The 12,856-nt window shown below is 69.6% G+C and carries 10 protein-coding genes and 1 pseudogene; 7 read left to right on the forward strand and 4 right to left on the reverse strand.

The window, feature by feature from the left end; all coding sequences use genetic code 11:
* Positions 1–8: 8 nt before the first annotated feature.
* The 3 genes from ABT001_RS15505 to ABT001_RS15515 are packed head-to-tail and all read right to left on the reverse strand — an operon-like array spanning position 9 to position 2,733.
* A complete protein-coding gene (locus ABT001_RS15505; RefSeq protein ID WP_351277217.1) occupies positions 9–908 on the reverse strand; it encodes a metal ABC transporter permease in 900 nt (299 codons plus the stop codon).
* The gene (locus tag ABT001_RS15510; protein ID WP_351277061.1) at positions 908–1,684 is read right to left on the reverse strand and encodes a metal ABC transporter ATP-binding protein; all 777 of its coding nucleotides are present in this window, start codon (positions 1,682–1,684) and stop codon (positions 908–910) included. Before ABT001_RS15510 ends, ABT001_RS15505 begins: the two co-directional genes overlap by 1 nt.
* A 41-nt stretch (positions 1,685–1,725) precedes the next feature.
* Positions 1,726–2,733, reverse strand: coding sequence for a metal ABC transporter substrate-binding protein (locus tag ABT001_RS15515; RefSeq protein ID WP_351277064.1), 1,008 nt, complete (start codon positions 2,731–2,733; stop codon positions 1,726–1,728).
* 220 nt (positions 2,734–2,953) lie between these two features.
* Between ABT001_RS15515 and ABT001_RS15520 the strand changes: the two genes are divergently transcribed.
* From ABT001_RS15520 to ABT001_RS15550, 7 genes and pseudogenes are all read left to right on the forward strand, one after another.
* Complete coding sequence (locus ABT001_RS15520) at positions 2,954–4,336, forward strand: glycine--tRNA ligase (protein ID WP_351277066.1); 1,383 nt, start codon at positions 2,954–2,956, stop codon at positions 4,334–4,336.
* 93 nt (positions 4,337–4,429) lie between these two features.
* Positions 4,430–4,632: pseudogene (locus tag ABT001_RS15525) on the forward strand (hypothetical protein).
* Positions 4,633–4,818: 186 nt separating this feature from the next.
* Positions 4,819–5,016 carry a DUF6243 family protein gene (locus ABT001_RS15530; RefSeq protein WP_351277069.1) on the forward strand — a complete coding sequence of 66 codons (198 nt, stop codon included), beginning with the start codon at positions 4,819–4,821 and terminating at the stop codon, positions 5,014–5,016.
* Between the two features lie 146 nt (positions 5,017–5,162).
* Complete coding sequence (dusB, locus tag ABT001_RS15535) at positions 5,163–6,311, forward strand: tRNA dihydrouridine synthase DusB (RefSeq protein ID WP_351277072.1); 1,149 nt, start codon at positions 5,163–5,165, stop codon at positions 6,309–6,311.
* A 572-nt stretch (positions 6,312–6,883) separates the two neighbouring features.
* Positions 6,884–9,595 carry a pyruvate, phosphate dikinase gene (gene ppdK, locus ABT001_RS15540; protein ID WP_351277074.1) on the forward strand — a complete coding sequence of 904 codons (2,712 nt, stop codon included), beginning with the start codon at positions 6,884–6,886 and terminating at the stop codon, positions 9,593–9,595.
* A 475-nt stretch (positions 9,596–10,070) separates the two neighbouring features.
* Positions 10,071–11,069 carry an ArsR/SmtB family transcription factor gene (locus tag ABT001_RS15545; protein WP_351277076.1) on the forward strand — a complete coding sequence of 333 codons (999 nt, stop codon included), beginning with the start codon at positions 10,071–10,073 and terminating at the stop codon, positions 11,067–11,069.
* 116 nt (positions 11,070–11,185) lie between these two features.
* Positions 11,186–11,596 carry a VOC family protein gene (locus ABT001_RS15550; RefSeq protein ID WP_351277079.1) on the forward strand — a complete coding sequence of 137 codons (411 nt, stop codon included), beginning with the start codon at positions 11,186–11,188 and terminating at the stop codon, positions 11,594–11,596.
* Between the two features lie 47 nt (positions 11,597–11,643).
* Here ABT001_RS15550 and ABT001_RS15555 read toward each other — a convergent pair whose 3' ends face one another.
* Positions 11,644–12,807, reverse strand: coding sequence for an alkaline phosphatase PhoX (locus ABT001_RS15555; RefSeq protein ID WP_351277082.1), 1,164 nt, complete (start codon positions 12,805–12,807; stop codon positions 11,644–11,646).
* Between the last annotated feature and the right edge of the window lie 49 nt (positions 12,808–12,856).

A 12,856-nucleotide genomic window follows, 5' to 3' on the forward strand; every position in this document is an offset into this window, starting at 1 on the left:
GGGCACGGTCACACCCGTACGTCGTCCGACGTCGGACGGGCCCCCGGTACCTCCAGGGTGCACCGGTCCGCCTCGCTCTCACGGTCCTTGGCGCGCCTGCGCGCCAGCGGCGTGGCGAGCGCGGTCAGCAGGACGAACGCGGCGATGGCGAGCAGCACGATCGTCGCGCCGGGCGGTACGTCCTGGTAGTACGAGGTCACGGTGCCGGCCAGGGTGACGGCCGTACCGATGACGACGGCCAGGACGAACGTCACCTTGAAGGACTTCGAGATCTGCTGGGCGGCGGCGACCGGCACCACCATCAGCGCGCTGACGAGCAGCAGGCCCACGACCCGCATCGCCACGGTGACGGTGACCGCGGCGGTCACGGCGACCAGCAGGTTCAGCACCCGCACCGGAAGGCCGGTGACCCGGGCGAACTCCTCGTCCTGGCTGACCGCGAACAGCTGCCGCCGCAGACCCACCGTGACCAGGACCACGAAGGCGGCCAGTACGACGATCGCGGTGACGTCCTCCTCGGAGACCGTCGACAGGGAGCCGAAGAGGTACGAGGTCAAGTTGGCGTTGGAGCCGGTGTCCGAGAGGTTGATCAGCATCACCCCGCCCGCCATACCGCCGTAGAACAGCATGGCCAGGGCGATGTCGCCGCGGGTGCGTCCGTACCAGCGGATGAGTTCCATCACGACGGAACCGGCCACGGCGACGAGCGTCGCCATCCAGACCGGGTTGGTGGAGAGCAGGAAGCCGAGGCCGACACCGGTCATCGCGACGTGGCCGATGCCGTCGCCCATCAGGGCCTGGCGGCGCTGGACCAGATAGATGCCGATGGCCGGGGCGGTGATCCCGACGAGGACGGCGGCTATCAGTGCGCGCTGCATGAAGGGAGGGTTCAGGAATTCCAGCATGATCAGCTCAGCAGTCCCGTCCGGACGGGCTCGGAGGCCGCGTGGGGGTGTACGTGGTCGTGGCCGGGCAGGGCGTGCTGGCCCACGGCCTCGGGGGGCGGTCCGTCGTGCAGGACACAGCCGTCGCGCAGGACGATCGCCCGGTCGATGAGCGGTTCCAGGGCGCCGAGTTCGTGCAGGACGAGCAGTACCGAGGCCCCGCCCGCCACCTGCTCGCGCAGTGTCGTGGCCAGGATCTCCTGGCTGGCGAGGTCGACGCCCGCCATCGGCTCGTCCATGATCAGCACCTCGGGCTCGGCGGCGAGCGCGCGGGCGATCAGCACCCGCTGGTGCTGACCGCCGGAGAGGGCGTCCACGGAGTCCTTGGCGCGGTCGGTGAGGCCGACGAGCTCGACGGCCCGGTCCACCGCCGCCCGGTCCGCCCTGCCCAGCAGCCCGAACCTCGTACGTGACAGCCGTCCGGAGGACACGACCTCGCGGATCGTCGCGGGGACACCACCGGCGGCCGTGGTGCGCTGCGGGACGTACCCGACGCGGGCCCACTGCCGGAAGCGGCGCAGCGGTGTGCCGAACAGCTCGACGGTCCCGCCGGTGAGCGGCACCTGGCCGATGACGGAGCGCACGGCGGTGGACTTGCCGGAGCCGTTCGCCCCGAGCAGGGCCACGACCTCGCCGCGGTGGACGGTGAGGTCGACCCCGCGCAGCACCGGGCGCGCACCGAGCGTCGCCGTGGCACCGCGCATGCTGATCACGGGTTCCGGCGTACTGGGTTCAGGCATGATCGCCTCCGGTGCTGCGGTCGGTCGGGGTACTGCGCGGGTCACTTCGCGCCGAGGGCCTTCTGCAGCGCGGCCAGGTTGGACTCCATGACCTCGATGTAGTCAGCGCCCGCGGACTTGTCGGTAATTCCCTCCAGCGGGTCCAGGACTCCGGTCTTCAGGCCGAGGTCCTTCGCCAAGGTCTTGGCGGTCTTGTCGCTGGCGAGCGTCTCGAAGAATACGGTGGTCGCCTTGTTCTCCTCGGCGACGTGGTGGATCTCGTCGATCCGGGCCGGGCTGGGCTCGGTCTCGGGGTCGAGGCCGGCGATGCCCTCCTGGGTGAGGCCGTAGCGCTCGGCGAGGTACCCGAAGGCGGAGTGCGTGGTGATGAACGTCTTCGTGGCGGTGTTCTTCAGCCCGGCCTCGAAGGTCTTGTCCAGCTTGTTCAGCTCGGCGACGAGGGTCTCGGTGTTCTTGCGGTAGTCCGCGGCGTTGTCGGGGTCGGCCTTCTCCAGGGACTTCCCGACGCCCTCGGCGACCTCCGCGTACTTCACCGGGTCCAGCCAGACGTGCGGGTCGAGGGCCGCCTCGTCGGCGTGCTCCTCGCCCTCGTGCTCGTCGGCGTGCTCCTCGCCCGCGTGCTCCTCGGAACCGTGGTCGTGGCCGTCGACCTCGGCGCCGTGGCTCTCGAGCGTGGTGAGGCCGGCGGCGTCCACGGTGTTCTTGACACCTGCCTGCGCGACGGCGTCGTCGACGGCGGGCTGGATGTTCTTGAGGAAGAGGATGTAGTCGGCGTCGCTCAGACCGCCGATCTGCTGGGGGGAGAGTTCCAGATCGTGCGGTTCCACGCCCGGCTTCGTCAGCGAGGTGACGGAGACGTGGGATCCGCCGATCCTCTCGGCGAGGAACTGCATCGGGTAGAAGGACGCCACCACGTCCAGCTTGCCGCCGTTCCCGCCGGCGTCCCCTCCTTCGGCCGCGTCGGAGGAGGAGCAGGCGGAGAGCGCGGTGAGGCCGAGGGCGACTGCTCCCGCGACGGCGGCGGTGGGTATGAGGCGACGTACGTTCATGACATTCATTGTCAACAAATGTGGAAACGATTGTCAACAAGGCTGATGAGATGCCCGGAACCGAGCCCCATGACCGCGATGCACCTCACCGATTTGATACGGGGGGTGCGCCCGCCGGTAATCTGGGGCATTCGCCCGCCCGACTCCTGAGCACCACCCCCCACCGAGGCGCTTCGCGCCGTCCCCTGTCCCATTTCGCCGTCGTAATGAAGAGAGCACCGTGGCCGCCGACAAGATCGACACCATCGTCAGCCTGAGCAAGCGCCGTGGCTTCGTCTACCCCTGTAGTGAGATCTACGGCGGCCAGAGGGCCGCCTGGGACTACGGGCCGCTGGGCGTCGAGCTGAAGGAGAACCTCAAGCGCCAGTGGTGGCGTTACATGGTCACCGCGCGCGAGGACGTGGTCGGTCTCGACTCGTCGGTCATCCTCGCCCCCGAGGTCTGGGTCGCCTCCGGCCACGTCGCCACGTTCTCCGACCCGCTCACCGAGTGCACCTCCTGCCACAAGCGCTACCGCGCCGACCACCTGGAGGAGGCGTACGAGGAGAAGCACGGCAAGCCGCCCGTGAACGGCCTGGCCGACCTCAACTGCCCCAACTGCGGTAACAAGGGCACCTTCACCGAGCCCAAGCAGTTCTCGGGTCTCCTCTCCACCCACCTCGGCCCGACGCAGGACTCCGGCTCGGTCGCCTACCTCCGCCCCGAGACCGCCCAGGGCATCTTCACCAACTTCGGCCAGGTGCAGCAGACCTCGCGCAAGAAGCCGCCGTTCGGCATCGCGCAGATGGGCAAGTCCTTCCGGAACGAGATCACTCCGGGCAACTTCATCTTCCGCACGCGCGAGTTCGAGCAGATGGAGATGGAGTTCTTCGTCAAGCCGGGCGAGGACGAGGAGTGGCAGGAGTACTGGATGGAGCAGCGCTGGAACTGGTACACCGGCCTGGGCCTGCGCGAGGAGAACATGCGGTGGTTCGAGCACCCGAAGGAGAAGCTCTCCCACTACTCCAAGCGCACCGCTGACATCGAGTACCGCTTCCGCTTCGGCGGCAGCGAGTGGGGCGAGCTGGAGGGCGTCGCCAACCGCACGGACTACGACCTCACGGCGCACTCCAAGGCGTCCGGCACGGACCTCTCCTACTACGACCAGGAGAAGGGCGAGCGCTACACGCCGTACGTCATCGAGCCCGCGGCCGGTGTCGGCCGCTCGCTGCTGGCGTTCCTCCTCGACGCGTACAGCGAGGACGAGGCGCCCAACGCCAAGGGCGTCATGGAGAAGCGTGCCGTGATGCGCCTCGACCCGCGCCTCGCGCCGGTCAAGGTCGCCGTCCTGCCGCTGTCCCGCAACCCGCAGCTGTCGCCGAAGGCCAAGGGCCTCGCCGCCGACCTGCGGCAGAACTGGAACATCGAGTTCGACGACGCGGGCGCCATCGGCCGCCGTTACCGCCGTCAGGACGAGATCGGTACGCCGTTCTGCGTCACCGTCGACTTCGACACCCTCGACGACAACGCGGTGACCGTGCGTGAGCGCGACACGATGAAGCAGGAGCGCGTCTCCCTGGACCAGATCCAGAGCTACCTCGGCTCCCGTCTCCTGGGCTGCTGACCGCACCCTTTCCTCACCAGGAAGCCCCCGGTTCCGGCGCACGGAACCGGGGGCTTCGTGCAGACTGGGCGCTCTCGTCCACAGGAGGCCAGGATGCCGTCCATGACCACGAGCAAGGTCAGCAGATGGGACCAGCACGGCCGTGAACACGTCGTCCACGTGCGGAAGTCGGGGATGCAGCGGCAGCTGACCTGCGACACCTGCGGATGGCGTAAGAGCGCGCAGTTCCTGCCCTGGCTGAAGGCCGAGGAGCACCTGACCGAGGCCCACCGGCCACGGTCGACCCGACCGCCTGAGCCGGCGCCGGGGACGGCCGGAAATAACCGGATGAGGTGCCCCGCCGGCCGGGGTACCTTTTCCGCATGTCTTCGTTCTTCCAGATCTACGAGTGAGCGCGCGACGGGCCCGAACGCCCGTCGCCCATCGGATCGATAGACCACACGTCATCCACACTTCCTCACCTCCACGAATGGGAGAACCCCGTGGCCAAGAGCCGCAACAACCTCCTCGGCGTGGGCGGACAGCGCAAGAAGCTGTCCCGCGCCGAACAGCAGGGTGCGAACCCCGCACGCAACGACGACCGCAAGGCCGCCGAGGACAAGAAGCAGGAGCTGGTGCGCAAGATGCGTGAGCGCGCCGCCGAGGCCGCACCCGCGCAGGACGCACCGGCCGAGAGCTGACCTCCTCGCACCACCCGCACGACCACGGGCCCGGACCACCTCGGTGATCCGGGCCCGTGACCGTGTCCCTGTCTCACCTCACCGTGCGGGGCCCGGCGCGCACGGGCCCCGCACGTGCCGCCGTCCGGGTGCGGGACAATGGGGCCATGACCACGCTCGCCCCCGCCCTCCCGCTGCTCAGGATCGGCCCGCACACCGTGCAGCCGCCGGTCGTGCTCGCCCCCATGGCCGGCATCACCAACGCGCCCTTCCGCACCCTGTGCCGTGAGTTCTCCGGCGGCAAGGGACTGTTCGTCAGCGAGATGATCACCACGCGGGCACTGGTCGAGCGCAACGACAAGACCATGCAGCTCATCCACTTCGACGCGAGCGAGACGCCGCGCTCCATCCAGCTGTACGGAGTGGACCCGGTCACCGTCGGCAAGGCGGTCCGCATGATCGTCGACGAGGACCTCGCCGACCACATCGACCTGAACTTCGGCTGCCCGGTCCCCAAGGTCACCCGCAAGGGCGGCGGCTCCGCACTCCCGTACAAGCGGCCCCTGCTCCGCGCGATCCTCCGTGAGGCCGTGGCACAGGCGGGTGAGCTGCCGGTCACCATCAAGATGCGCAAGGGCATCGACGACGACCACACCACCTACCTCGACGCCGGGCGCATCGCCGTCGAGGAGGGCGTCACCGCCGTCGCCCTGCACGGCAGGACCACCGCCCAGCACTACGGCGGCACCGCCGACTGGGACGCCATCGCACGGCTCAAGGAGCACGTGCCGGAGATCCCCGTCCTCGGCAACGGCGACATCTGGAGCGCCGACGACGCCCTGCGGATGATGCGCGAGACGGGCTGCGACGGCGTCGTCGTGGGCCGTGGCTGTCTCGGGCGCCCCTGGCTCTTCGGTGACCTGGTGAGCGCCTTCGAGGGCACGGGGACGCGTCAGGCGCCCGCCCTGCGCCAGGTCGCGGACGTCATGCTGCGCCACGCGACGCTCCTGGGGGAGTGGATCGGCGACGAGAGCCGTGGCGTGATCGACTTCCGCAAGCACGTGGCCTGGTACCTCAAGGGCTTCGCCGTCGGCTCGGACATGCGCAGGAAGCTCGCGGTCACCTCGTCGCTGGAGGAGCTGGGCGGACAGCTCCAGGAGCTCGACCTGGACCAGCCCTGGCCGGACGGCGCGGACGGCCCCCGAGGGCGTACCTCCGGCAACAACCGGGTGGCGCTGCCGGACGGCTGGCTCAAGGACCCGTACGACTGCGCGGGCGTGAGCGCCGACGCGGAGCTGGACACCTCGGGCGGCTGAGCCGTCACCTGTGCCGAGGGCACCGAGTGCCCCGCAGAAAGTTCGCTCATATGAGCGGGCTTTTTACGTGGGATTCGGGACGCCTCCTGTCGGCGCCGCGCCGGTCGCCCGTGCTCGCCCTCGTTCCCACGTCGCATGTCACGCTCGGTTCCCCGGTCGTAGCTGCAAGGTGGTGCGCTGTTGTCGCGCAAGCGTCCGGATGGTGACATCCGGGCGCGATCGGGGGCGTGATTCTCGCCACCCTTGAGGGGTGTTCGGCTCAAATGAGCGCTCGTTTGGATGCTGTACTTCTCAAATGGTGGCACTGGGTGCCAGGTCGATTTACTTTGATCGATCAAACCGTCCGTCGCTCTGCGTGCGTGTACGCCCCCTCGCCGCATGCGTTGCGTGATGATGGCTTCAAGAGATGAACTCCCTCCCTCCTCCTGGCGTACCCGCGCGTTACTTTCGATCTGCTGGCGGACGGGTGGTTGAGGCCGCATGACGCGCAGGTGGCCGTACCCAGACACCTTCGATCTGGGTATGTTCCTCGCCGTCAGGGCAGCCACCGCGTCCTCGAGGAGTCGAGACCCGTGTCGGAAAACAAAGATCCCCAGAAGTTCGTCTACGACTTCACCGAGGGCAACAAGGATCTGAAAGACCTTCTGGGTGGCAAGGGCGCCAACCTCGCCGAGATGACCAACCTCGGGCTGCCCGTCCCTCCGGGATTCACCATCACCACCGAGGCGTGCAAGGTCTACCTCGACAGTGGTGACGAGCCGGCCGAGCTGCGCGACGAGGTCGGTGCGCACCTGGAGGCGCTCGAGAAGCGGATGGGCAAGAACCTCGGCCAGGCCGACGACCCGCTGCTGGTCTCGGTGCGGTCGGGTGCGAAGTTCTCGATGCCCGGCATGATGGACACGGTCCTCAACATCGGTCTCTCCGACGCCTCGGTCGTGGGCCTCGCCGCGCAGGCCGGCGACGAGCGCTTCGCCTGGGACTCCTACCGCCGTCTCATCCAGATGTTCGGCAAGACCGTGCTCGGCGTCGACGGCGACCTCTTCGAGGAGGCGCTGGAGGACGCGAAGGAGGCCAAGGGCGTCACGGTCGACGTGGACCTCGACGCAGCCGACCTGAAGAAGCTGGTCAGGCAGTTCAAGAAGATCGTCACCCGGGACGCCGGGCGGGACTTCCCGCAGGACCCGCGCGAGCAGATGGACCTGGCCGTGAAGGCGGTCTTCGACTCGTGGAACACCGACCGGGCCAAGCTCTACCGACGCCAGGAGCGCATCCCCGGCGACCTGGGCACCGCCGTCAACATCTGCTCGATGGTCTTCGGTAACCTCGGCCCCGACTCCGGGACGGGCGTCGCCTTCACCCGTGACCCGGCCAGCGGCCACCAGGGCGTCTACGGCGACTACCTCCAGAACGCGCAGGGCGAGGACGTCGTGGCGGGCATCCGCAGCACGGTGGCGCTCGCCGAGCTGGAGTCGATCGACAAGACGTCGTACGACCAGCTGATGAAGATCATGGAGACGCTGGAGACCCACTACAAGGATCTCTGCGACATCGAGTTCACCATCGAGCGCGGCCAGCTCTGGATGCTCCAGACCCGGGTCGGCAAGCGCACCGCGGGTGCCGCCTTCCGGATCGCCACCCAGCTCGTCGACCAGGGCCTCATCGACGAGGCCGAGGCGCTCCAGCGGGTCAACGGCGCGCAGCTCGCCCAGTTGATGTTCCCGCGCTTCGACGACGAGGCCAGCACCGTCCTGCTGGGGCGCGGCATCGCCGCGTCGCCGGGCGCGGCCGTCGGCAAGGCCGTCTTCGACTCGTACACCGCCGTCAAGTGGTCGCGGTCGGGCGAGAAGGTCATCCTCATCCGCCGCGAGACCAACCCCGACGACCTCGACGGCATGATCGCCGCCGAGGGCATCCTGACCTCGCGCGGCGGCAAGACCTCGCACGCCGCCGTCGTGGCCCGCGGCATGGGCAAGACCTGTGTCTGCGGCGCGGAGGAGATCGAGGTCGACACCAAGCGCCGCCGGCTCACGGTCGGCGGCACCGTCGTGGAGGAGGGCGACCTCGTCTCCGTCGACGGCTCCACCGGCAAGGTGTACCTCGGCGAGGTACCCGTCGTGCCGTCCCCGGTCGTCGAGTACTTCGAGGGCCGCATGCACGCGGGTGCCGACGACGCCGACGAGCTCGTCGCCGCCGTGCACCGGATCATGGCGTACGCCGACCGGGTACGCCGTCTCCGCGTACGGGCGAACGCGGACAACGCCGAGGACGCCTCGCGGGCCCGCCGCTTCGGTGCGCAGGGCATCGGCCTGTGCCGCACCGAGCACATGTTCCTCGGCGAGCGCCGCGAGATGGTCGAGAAGCTGATCCTCGCGGACACCGACGACGAGCGCGAGGCCGCCCTGGACGCGCTCCTGCCGCTCCAGAAGGCCGACTTCATCGAGCTGTTCGAGTCGATGGACGGGCTGCCCGTCACCGTCCGGCTGCTCGACCCGCCGCTGCACGAGTTCCTGCCCGACATCACCGAGCTGTCCGTGCGGGTCGCGCTCGCCGAGTCCCGCAAGGACGCCAACGAGAACGACCTGCGCCTCCTGCAGGCCGTGCACAAGCTGCACGAACAGAACCCCATGCTGGGCCTGCGCGGTGTCCGTCTGGGCCTGGTCATCCCGGGGCTGTTCGCGATGCAGGTCCGGGCCATCGCGGAGGCGGCGGCGGAGCGCATGAACGCCAAGGGCGACCCGCGCGCCGAGATCATGATCCCGCTCGTCGGCACGGTCCAGGAGCTGGAGATCGTCCGCGAGGAGGCCGACGGCGTCATCGCCGAGGTCGAGGCGGCCACCGGCACGCAGCTGAAGCTGAGCATCGGCACGATGATCGAGCTGCCCCGTGCCGCACTGACCGCAGGCCAGATCGCCGAGGCCGCGGAGTTCTTCTCCTTCGGCACGAACGACCTCACCCAGACGGTGTGGGGCTTCTCCCGCGACGACGTGGAGGCCTCGTTCTTCACCGCGTACCTGGAGAAGGGCATCTTCGGGGTGTCGCCCTTCGAGACCATCGACAAGGACGGCGTCGGAGCCCTCGTGCGCAGCGCCGTGGAAGCGGGCCGGGCCACCCGCCCCGACCTCAAGCTCGGCATCTGCGGCGAGCACGGCGGGGACCCCGAGTCGGTGCACTTCTTCCACGAAGTGGGCCTGGACTACGTCTCCTGCTCGCCGTTCCGCATTCCGGTGGCCCGGCTGGAAGCGGGCCGGGCCGCCGCTGGGCCGCGGGGCAGCGACAGCCGCTGACCGCCGGGCCTCGGCACGACTCCGGCACCCGTCGGCGGATCACGGGACCCTCACCGGTCCGCCGGCGGAGCCGGATTACCCGGAAGCGGCGGCACCCTGTGCGGGGGTGCCGCCGCTTCGTCAATGGAAAGGCGAACCAGGCGCGGCGGTCGGTCCTTTACCGTTCGCCGCGCAAACTCAGGGGATGTAAGGCCTGGGTGCGGCCCGGGGATCCCCGCCCCCGGACCGCACCCGCTTACCCTTGCCGGGCGCGGAGCCGCACCGTCGTTCACCGCCGCCGAACGGGTAAAGCCCCCCACGGCCCCCACCCGCTCTTTCGGTGACGCCGGATGCGCACCCGACGTCGTACAGCCTTTCGGGTGGCGGGGACACGGGCGAGACATTTCAACTGTGGCCGAAACCCCGTGGTGACCTCCTGTGACGTCGTGCATACGCTTCGGTGGGGGGAATTGCGGGTGCAACAGGTGGGGGAACGGTGCTGCGTATCCATGTGTCCGGGGTGGACCTTTCGCGCGTGCGGATGGCCACGAGACCGGACGCGATGTGGGAGACCATTCTGAGTTTCCACCGGCTGAGAGACCGGCGGGGTTCCACGGTGTTCGGGAAATGGCGGAAGGAATCCCGCGCTCGGTTGAATGGTGAAGCACGTCTGCTCTCCGCCGTCGTTCCGCCCCGCGGCTATTTTCCGGACTTTCTGACGCCCTCCGGGGGAGGCACCGAGCCATTCGGGTTCGACGCCGGAACGGAGGCGCTGCGCGACACCCCCACGGACCGCATCCGTGAGGACCTCGGTCTGCTGGCCGCGGCTTCCCCCCTCACGCGCCGGCCTTCCGGCGCGCTGCCGGAGGTCCTGGCCGATGGGCGTACGGAGCCGTTGGGACGGCTCATCTCCGCCCTGCGCACCTATCACCGCGCCGCGGTCGAGCCGTACTGGCCCCATGTCCGGGCGAGCATCGAGGCCGACCGGGCCGTCCGGGGCCGTGCCCTGCTCGACGGCGGCGCGGACGAGCTCCTGGCCACCCTGCCGCCCATGATCCGCTGGCGCGCTCCCGTGCTGGAGGCGGACTACCCCGTCGACCGGGAACTGCGCCTCGACGGGCGAGGGCTGCTCCTGCAGCCGTCGTACTTCTGCCGGGGCACCCCCGTCGTCTACCGCGACCCGGTCCTGCCACCGGTGCTCGTCTACCCCGTCACCCACCCCGGAGCCCCGGCCGCGGCCGAGCCCGGCCCCTGGCTCGGCCGGCTCGTGGGGCACACCCGCTCCGCGGTCCTGCGGGCGATAGGCAACGGCTGCACGACGAGCGAGCTGGCCCGCAGGACCGGGGTCTCCCTGGCCTCGGCGAGCCAGCACGCCTGTGTGCTGCGCGAGGCGGGCCTGGTCCGCACCCTGCGCCATGGCAGCTCGGTCCTCCACACCCTCACGCCGCTGGGAGCGGCTCTGATCAGGGGCGGAGCCCCACTCGCGGTGCCCTGAGAATTCCTGGAGCCCGGAGCGATGAGTTCTGCGCGCCGCCGTCGTCTACCTCTCGTGAGCGCTCGTACGGAGCGCGCCCGGAGCACCCCGGGGTGCTGGACGGAAGAGTGGGAACCATGCCTCAGATGATCTTCGTGAACCTGCCGGTCAAGGACCTCGAGACGTCGAAGAACTTCTTCTCGAAGCTCGGCTTCGGCTTCAACCCGCAGTTCAGCGACGAGACGACGGCGTGTCTGGTCATCAGCGACACGATCTTCTCGATGCTCATCAGCGAACCGCGCTTCAAGGACTTCACCAAGAAGGAGATCGCCGACGCGTCGAGGACGACCGAGGTCCTCCTCGCCCTCAGCGCGGACAGCCGCGAGAAGGTCGACGAGCTGGCCGACGCCGCGCTGGCCAACGGCGGGTCGCCCGCCAACGACCCGATGGACGAGGGCTTCATGTACGGCCGCTCGTTCCAGGACCCGGACGGTCACATCTGGGAGGTCGTGTGGATGGACCCGGCCGCGGTCGAGGGACAGGTCTGACACCCGACGGGGCAGCGGCGTCACCGCCGCTGCCCCGGGGAGCGCACTCAGCCGCGGAACGGGCCCGTGACCTCGTAGGTGATGCCGCCGGACGAGCTCCCGCTCGTCCCGCGCTGCGAGGAGAAGTAGAGACGCCTGCCGTCCGGTGAGAAGGCCGGACCGGTGATCTCCGAGCCGGACTGGCCGCTGATCCGCAGGAACGGGGCGACGGTGTCGTCCGGGGTGATCAGGCAGATCTCCATGTTCCCGCCGTCCTCCGCGACGTACAGGTCACCGGACGCGGCTCGGGTGACGTTGTCGACACCGGTCAGCGGGGCGCCGCCCGTGACGAGCGAGTCGTCGTAGGCGAGCGAGAGGGACGAGGCGTTCGCGTCGTACGCCCACACCCGGTTGTCGCCCTTGGTGGTGAACCAGCAGGTGCCCGCCGCGTAGAAGCAGCCCTCGCCGCCGTTGAACACCTTGGCGCCGGAGACCTGGTAGCGGGTCTGGGTGGGCGAACCGTCCGGGTCGGGGACCGTCGTCCAGGTCACGGGGCCCGAGGTTCCGGTGCCCGCCACCAGCACCTGGAGCGTGCCGGACGACAGGTTGCCCCACGTGGTGGGACGGAAGCGGTAGAAGCGGCCGTCCGTCTCGTCCTCGGTCAGATAGACATAGCCGTGGTCGGGGTCCGCGGCCGCCGCCTCGTGCTTGAACCGGCCCATCGCGGGGCGCTGCACGGCGGCGTTCACACCCCACGGGTCCGTCTCGTACACGAAGCCGCGTGTGACCTCCTCGCAGGAGAGCCACGTGTTCCACGGGGTGCGGCCGCCCGCGCAGTTGGTGTTCGTGCCGGACAGGATCCGGTAGGCGGAGGTGACGTTCCCGGAGGAGTCGAAGCGCACCGCGCTCGCCCCGCCGCCGCTGCTCGCGGACACCTCCGCGTTGGAGACGTAGATCCAGCCGCTGCCGTCGGTGAAGGTGGCACCGCCGTCCGGTGCCCTGTGCCAGGTGTACGAGGTGCCGGGGACGGCCTGCCCCGAGCGGGCGATGATCCTGCTGGTGAAGCCGCTCGGCAGCAGGATGCCGTTGCTGTTGGCCGCCTGCAGCGCACCATAGGGGCCGACGGCCGGCTGGGCCGGGTCGGCGGAGGCGGCACCCCGCCACAGGGTGCCGCCGAAGGCAGCCGCCGAGCTGCCGATCACCGCTGTGCGCAAGAAGGTCCGACGTTCCACGATCACTCCACGGGTGACGTGCTGGCCCGCCGGTCCGGTCGGCCCGGCG

This window comes from Streptomyces sp. NPDC002793, assembly GCF_040295485.1.
In the GTDB taxonomy this organism is placed as follows: domain Bacteria; phylum Actinomycetota; class Actinomycetes; order Streptomycetales; family Streptomycetaceae; genus Streptomyces.

Coding starts and splice junctions, on each gene's coding strand:
- ABT001_RS15550 (WP_351277079.1), top strand. CDS start 11,186: ATGCCTCAGATGATCTTCGTGAACCTGCCGGTCAAGGACCTCGAGACG.
- ABT001_RS15510 (WP_351277061.1), bottom strand. CDS start 1,684: ATGCCTGAACCCAGTACGCCGGAACCCGTGATCAGCATGCGCGGTGCC.
- dusB (WP_351277072.1), top strand. CDS start 5,163: ATGACCACGCTCGCCCCCGCCCTCCCGCTGCTCAGGATCGGCCCGCAC.
- ABT001_RS15515 (WP_351277064.1), bottom strand. CDS start 2,733: ATGAACGTACGTCGCCTCATACCCACCGCCGCCGTCGCGGGAGCAGTC.